The organism is Pseudorhodobacter sp. (assembly GCF_030452865.1).
GTDB lineage: Bacteria > Pseudomonadota > Alphaproteobacteria > Rhodobacterales > Rhodobacteraceae > Pseudorhodobacter.
The window spans coordinates 1-5502 of record NZ_JAKDLJ010000242.1; the positions used below are offsets into that span (position 1 = coordinate 1).

Annotated in this window: 7 protein-coding genes and 1 tRNA gene; 2 read left to right on the forward strand and 6 right to left on the reverse strand. The window is 61.0% G+C overall.

The window, feature by feature from the left end; genetic code table 11:
• Positions 1–224: 224 nt before the first annotated feature.
• The 5 genes from L0H65_RS13385 to L0H65_RS13405 all read right to left on the reverse strand — a co-directional run bounded on the left by L0H65_RS13385 (position 225) and on the right by L0H65_RS13405 (position 4160).
• On the reverse strand, positions 225–1547 hold the full coding sequence (locus L0H65_RS13385) for a serine hydroxymethyltransferase (RefSeq protein WP_301459550.1): 1323 nt from the start codon (positions 1545–1547) through the stop codon (positions 225–227).
• A 23-nt stretch (positions 1548–1570) separates the two neighbouring features.
• Positions 1571–2275 carry a purine-nucleoside phosphorylase gene (gene deoD / locus L0H65_RS13390; protein WP_301459551.1) on the reverse strand — a complete coding sequence of 235 codons (705 nt, stop codon included), beginning with the start codon at positions 2273–2275 and terminating at the stop codon, positions 1571–1573.
• Between the two features lie 66 nt (positions 2276–2341).
• Entirely contained in the window at positions 2342–2707 is a 366-nt protein-coding gene (locus L0H65_RS13395) for a DUF6455 family protein (RefSeq protein ID WP_301459552.1), read from the reverse strand.
• Positions 2708–2788: 81 nt separating this feature from the next.
• Positions 2789–3454, reverse strand: a complete 666-nt coding sequence (locus L0H65_RS13400; RefSeq protein WP_301459553.1) for a GntR family transcriptional regulator — start codon at positions 3452–3454, stop codon at positions 2789–2791.
• 19 nt (positions 3455–3473) lie between these two features.
• On the reverse strand, positions 3474–4160 hold the full coding sequence (locus tag L0H65_RS13405; protein ID WP_301459554.1) for a M48 family metallopeptidase: 687 nt from the start codon (positions 4158–4160) through the stop codon (positions 3474–3476).
• Between the two features lie 214 nt (positions 4161–4374).
• Between L0H65_RS13405 and L0H65_RS13410 the strand changes: the two genes are divergently transcribed.
• The gene (locus L0H65_RS13410; RefSeq protein WP_301459555.1) at positions 4375–4725 is read left to right on the forward strand and encodes a TIGR02300 family protein; all 351 of its coding nucleotides are present in this window, start codon (positions 4375–4377) and stop codon (positions 4723–4725) included.
• A 132-nt stretch (positions 4726–4857) separates the two neighbouring features.
• Positions 4858–4933: transfer RNA gene (locus L0H65_RS13415), tRNA-Ala, on the forward strand.
• A gap of 189 nt (positions 4934–5122) precedes the next feature.
• Here the strand turns inward: L0H65_RS13415 and L0H65_RS13420 are convergent.
• Positions 5123–5502 (reverse strand): hypothetical protein (locus L0H65_RS13420; RefSeq protein ID WP_301459556.1); only part of this gene is annotated, 380 nt, incomplete at its 5' end.

Consider the following 5502-nt stretch of genomic DNA (forward strand, 5'->3'; position numbering starts at 1 on the left):
GACCGTACAGGCGGACCGAACCATTATGTCTGCGCAGCCTGCGGCGCGACGATGGACCCGCCCGAGGGCAAGACGCCACGCGATTGCCTGAATCCGCATCGCAAGGCCTGACGGGAGCATTTTGTGTTCAACCCTATTCACCCACCGGCGCGAATGCGGCATTCTTCGAAAACGCTGCTTCGCCCCGGTGGGGAATATGCAAATCCGAACAAACCCAACATGCTCTACCCCTGCCGGAGGTAATGCATGCCTTGAAACCGCGCCCGCATCGCGCGCGTGCGGGGCGCCACCGCAGCCGGATCGTTGGAGCGCAAGCCTTCCGCGATCAGCGCGGCCAAAGCGGGCGCATCGGCAGGCGTCACACCCCGGCGCACCAGTTCCGGTGTGCCGATGCGCAAGCCGTTCATGTCGCCCGGCACCTCGGCAATCGGCAAGCCGATGCCACAGGCGAGAAACCCGGCCTTGCGCAAGGTTTTCGACGCCGCTTGGCCACCACCAAACCCCGCCGCCACAATCGCGAATTGATGGCTTTGCGTGATGCCCCGGTCCGCGCCGAACAGCGGCAGACCCAGCGCGGCCAGTTCGCGCGCCAAGGCGTGCGCAAGGTCTATCATCGCTTGCCCGTAAACCGCGCCATGATCGCGCCAATCGAGCAGGCTGATCGCAAGCGCCGCTGATTTCGCCGCATCAAAATTCGCGGTCATGCCGGGAAATGCGATATGGTCCAGTGCCTCAGCAATTTCCGCGTCATTGGTCACGATCAAACCGCCCGCGGGGCCACCCAATGATTTATAGGTGCTCATCGTCATCAGATGCGCGCCTTGCTGCAACGGATTGGGCCATGCACCGCCCGCGATGATCCCGCATTGATGCGCCGCGTCGAACAACACCTTCGCGCCGACGCGATCAGCAATCGCGCGCACTTCCGCCACCGGATGCGGAAACAGGTTCAGGCTGCCGCCGATGGTGATCAGCTTTGGCCGCACCCGCGCCGCCAGATCCGCCAGCGCATCCAGATCGACGGTGTAGCCATCGGCATTGACCGGTGCCGGATGCGTTTTCAGCCCGTAAAGCCCGGCACACCCCGCAGCGTGATGGGTGACATGGCCACCAATGCTGCCGGGGGGCGCGATGATCGCATCCCCCGGTTTCGTCAGCGCCATGAAGCCATAAAGGTTCGCCAGAGCCCCAGAACCGACACGGATTTCCGCGTATTTCGCGCCGAACACTTCGGCTGCGAGTTCGGCCGCGATCACCTCGATCTCCTCAATCGCTTCCAGCCCCATCTCATATTTGTCGCCGGGATAGCCAAGCGAGGGACGCGAGCCGAGGCCGCGCGACAGTGCCGCCTCCGCCAAAGGGTTCATCACATTGGTCGCGGGGTTCAGGTTGAAACATTCCGCATCGTGAATCTCGGCATTGCGGGCAATCAGCGCCTCCAGCCGCGCCGCGACTTTAGCCGACGCCGCGGTGGTTTCAGTGGCGTAGGTCTGGATCAGATCTTCACAAGTCGCGGGAACCCAAGGGCGGGGGGCGAGATGGGGCATGGTGTTTCCTTCTTGCGTCGCCGTCAGGCGAAAGCCGCTTTCAGCGCGATTTCCACCATATCGCCAAAGCTGCGCTCACGCTGATCGCTTGGCAACGCCTCATGCGTCAGCAGATGGTCGGAGATTGTCAGAATCGCCAGGGCGCGACGGCCATAGCGGGCGGCGAGGGTGTAAAGTTCTGCCGCTTCCATCTCGACGCACAGCACGCCATGGCGCTGCATCTGCTCGCTCAGATCCGGGCGTTCATCATAGAACACGTCCGAGGAATAAATCTGCCCGGCATGGGTTACGACATCGCGCCCTTCGGCGGCTTTCCATGCCGCTTGCAGCAGGCCAAAATCGGCGGTCGGGGCAAAGTTCAACTCCTTGAATATCCCGCGGGATGGCGTTGACATCGTGCAGGCCGACATCGCCAATACCAGATCACGGATCTTGATATTCGCCTGCATCGCACCCGCAGAGCCGATGCGGATCAACGTTTGCGCGCCGTAATCACGGATCAGTTCATTGGCGTAGATCGAAAGCGACGGCATTCCCATGCCCGACCCCTGGATCGTGACGCGGTGGCCCTGCCATGTGCCGGTAAACCCGAGCATACCACGGGTTTCATTGACCAGCTTGGCATCGGTCAGGAATTTCTCGGCAGCCCAGCGCGCGCGGTAAGGGTCGCCCGGCATCAAAACGGTTTCGGCAATCTCACCCGGTTTTGCGCCTATGTGAACGGTCATTCTGTCCTCCGCTGCAGTTTCAAGCAGCGTAAGCGACAGGCATGGCTTGCGAAACCCCCGAAATGATCAATGCGGCTTTTGCGCCAGATCGCGATAAAGTTCGGCGTTGGGACAGAAATCCAACTCCTCCGGCGTGGCCTGATCCGCGCCGCTACGGGCAAGCGCCTTGCCGCAGGCCTTGGTTGCACCGCAATGGTGGCATTCCTCCACCGCGTCGAGATAGCTGTCGCGGGCGCGTTGCAAGCGGGTGAAATCGGCGCCGAAACGGTCGGCCATCTTTTCCATGCGGTCCGGCACCGCATCGGGGATGCGCACCATATTGGCCAATTGTTCGCGCGACACGCCAAGGTCTGACAGATCGCGGTCCGGCATGGTGCCGACCTCTTCCAACAGCGATTTGCGCGCAAGCCGCGCCTTCAGTTTTTCAAACATCTCCGCCTCCCTCAGCCAACGGGCATCGGCGCAGTGTGCGCCTTTGGTTCGGCGAAAACCATGATCTGGATCAATCCGTCGTCAGCCCGCCAAATGTCGCAGCCCCTGCGTCACATCGGTTCGGATCGCAAGGCGCAACCCCGGTTCGTCCCCCGCTCGCAAGGCAGCGATGATAAGCCGGTGATAGGGTGGCGCTTCGTTCCGGCGCAGGCGACCATACAGCGCGCGCATTGTCGGGCCGAGTTGCAACCACACCGTTTCGGTCAGCGCCAGCATCGCCGGGGCTTGCGCGCGCAGGTAGAGCGTTCGGTGAAATTCCAGATTGGTACGAATATACGCAACCGCATCGTGTTTGATCACCGCTTCGCTGTTGGCGGAATTGATCAGCGCCAACCGGTCGATCAAGGCGAAATGCGCGCGCGGCAGCGCGCGGGCGGCCAGCTCCGGCTCCAACAGCGCGCGGATGGAGGCGAGTTCTTCGATCCGTTCGGGCGAAAGCTCCGGTGTGGCGGCCCGGCCAGACGAGGAGAGCGACAGCGCGCCTTCTGCCACCAAACGCCGGACCGCTTCGCGCGCCGGTGTCATCGACACGCCAAAGGTCCGCGCCAAGCCACGCAGCGTCAATGACTGGCCGGGGGGCAATTCACCGTGCATCACCTGACTGCGCAAGGTACGGTAAAGCCGCTCATGCGCGGCGGCGTTCGGATCCACCGGACGCGACAGCGCCGTGACGCGCGCCGTCAGCATCCCGCGCACCGGGTTTCGGTCATTCGGTGAACCGATAGCTGAGAAGCTGATTGCCCTGCGATTTCAGCCAGCGCCGATGGTGTTGATACTCGGGCATCAGATCGGCAACGATGGCCCAGAACCGGGGCGAATGGTTCATTTCGGCCAGATGTGCCACCTCATGCGCCGCCACATAGTTCAACACCTGCGGCGGGGCCATGATCAGGCGCCAGGAATACATCAACCCCGCTTCCGAGGTGCAAGACCCCCAACGCGACCGCGTATCGCGCAGCGTCAGGGTCATATACCGCCTGCCGATCCGCCGCGCGTAGGTATCAGAGGCCAGCGCCAACCGGTCACGCGCCTTGGTCTTGAGCCATGCCGCGACGCGCGCGCCCGTTCGCGCCGAGTCGCCGGGCACCTGCAATTCCTCACCTGCGAGCAGCATCGACCGCCCCACCCCCGGCACCAGCCGAACAAGCCGGCCCTCGATGGGGATCGTCTCGCCCATCGTGACCATACCTTCGGGCACGACATTGGCCAGCGCCTGGCGAATCCAGCCTTCCTGTGCGCGCAGGAACGCCCATGCCTCCGCCTCTCGCGCATGGGGCGGCAGCGACAGCGTGACGCGCCCATCCAGCCGCGACACCCGCAACGACAGACGCCGCGCCCGTGCGGTGCGGCGCAGCGTCACCTCCACAGGTGGTATTCCGGGCAGAACTGGCATGAAATCCCCTTTTGGCGTTGGCGCAGGATGCCCGGCCCGGCGCAAGCCTTCAAGCCCCATCAACTGCAATCCCGCCTGACATCACCGACCTGTCACCGCTTTGTCATGCAAAATGCCTTTGACAGCCGCCCGGACCTGTGGCAAGCGACGCCTTTGCCGGAAGTGCCGGGCCATCACGGACCCCGCCCGCAACGGATGTCACAAGGGGAATACCATGCCCAAAGCAGAATGGGGCACCAAGCGCCTTTGCCCCACCACCGGAAAGCGCTTTTACGACCTGAACAAAAGCCCGATTGTCAGCCCCTATACGGGCGAAGTCGTGGATATCGACAGCGCACGCCGCAAGATCATCACCTCCGCCGCTGCAAGCCGCCCGGCCAAGGTCAAGGAAGATGACGAAGTGCTGGTCGATGATCTGGACGGTGACGATGACGACCTGTTGGCGGTTGTCGAATCGGACGATGCCGACGACACCGATGATGATCTGCTGGAAGATGATGATGGTGACGATACCGTCTCATTGGATGATCTGGCCGATGTGAGCGGGTCCGACGACGAAAACTGACGGTGGTTCGGGGGCGATGGCGGCAGAAGGCCACGCGCAGGCAGATTTGACGTTGCAAAGATTTTTCCTCTTGCAGCCTCTGCCCCCCTCCCCTAAATAACCCAGACAAGGCCGATGGCCTTGTACCTTTGTGGGGTCATAGCTCAGTTGGGAGAGCGCTTGAATGGCATTCAAGAGGTCGGCGGTTCGATCCCGCCTGGCTCCACCAAATTCAAATCGCCGACACTTGCGTATCCTAACTCGCGGAATGGAAACGAGAATTTTGGTGTTCTAACACCCTTTTCCTCGGTGACTCTAATCGGTTCTTCAAAAGCCAAACTGAGCACTGCCTTTTTCGCCTTGAAATCCCCATTTATCTACACCTTCCAATGACTTGCTAGAAATTCTCGGGTAAGTTCTAAGGTTTTTTGTCACTGATTTCGACTTGGGGCGAAAGGGCATATAAAGCTTCCGCACGCAGTCTCGCGCCTTCGACTTTTTCAATTTCACTTTCAAGTACCTTCTGAACTAGAGCATTCTCAGTCCGATCAACCCTTTTCAATAGCTGACTGACTTCTACCTCCAGAGACTGGATTTCCTTTTTGGGTTTTTTCTTCTTTACGAAGTGGTGTTGGTTTTGCATGCGGCAAGCGTCCGAAAGCATGGCGCCAATGACTTCGAAAGCTCCATCTTCGACCTCAGGCGATTTCAAAATCCCCTCCATACGGCCCCTCAAGTCATTGGGTAATCCCCCCATTTCCAACGGGGTGCATTCGTAGAACTTACGCGGCCATTTTC

Coding starts and splice junctions, on each gene's coding strand:
- deoD (WP_301459551.1), bottom strand. CDS start 2,275: ATGACCGTTCACATAGGCGCAAAACCGGGTGAGATTGCCGAAACCGTT.
- L0H65_RS13400 (WP_301459553.1), bottom strand. CDS start 3,454: ATGCTGACGGCGCGCGTCACGGCGCTGTCGCGTCCGGTGGATCCGAAC.
- L0H65_RS13410 (WP_301459555.1), top strand. CDS start 4,375: ATGCCCAAAGCAGAATGGGGCACCAAGCGCCTTTGCCCCACCACCGGA.
- L0H65_RS13405 (WP_301459554.1), bottom strand. CDS start 4,160: ATGCCAGTTCTGCCCGGAATACCACCTGTGGAGGTGACGCTGCGCCGC.
- L0H65_RS13395 (WP_301459552.1), bottom strand. CDS start 2,707: ATGTTTGAAAAACTGAAGGCGCGGCTTGCGCGCAAATCGCTGTTGGAA.
- L0H65_RS13385 (WP_301459550.1), bottom strand. CDS start 1,547: ATGCCCCATCTCGCCCCCCGCCCTTGGGTTCCCGCGACTTGTGAAGAT.